Annotated in this window: 1 protein-coding gene; it reads left to right on the forward strand. The window is 62.6% G+C overall.

The genetic code is table 11. The features are described from left to right. Positions 1–265, forward strand: a 265-nt coding sequence (locus ACRHNM_RS17010) for an ATP-binding cassette domain-containing protein (protein WP_431137815.1), incomplete at both ends; no start/stop codon positions are given.

Below are 265 nucleotides of genomic sequence, written 5' to 3' on the forward strand. Positions count from 1 at the left end.
TATGGGGAGCGCACGCTGTTCTCCGGGCTGTCCTTTGGGGTCAACCAGGGGCAGAAGGTTGCGCTTATCGCCCGGAATGGCACGGGTAAAACGACACTGCTGGACATCCTGGCCGGCAAGGACTGCCCGGACAGCGGATCGGTCACCTACCGGAAGAACCTGCGAAGGGCCTACCTGGAACAACACCCCGACCTCAACCCGGACCTGACCGTGGCACAGACCCTGTTCGACACAGGCAATGAAACGGTGCGGATCCTGGCCCGGT

Origin of the sequence: Psychroserpens mesophilus (assembly GCF_050617655.1) — a bacterium.
Classification (GTDB): domain Bacteria; phylum Bacteroidota; class Bacteroidia; order Flavobacteriales; family Flavobacteriaceae; genus Psychroserpens; species Psychroserpens mesophilus_A.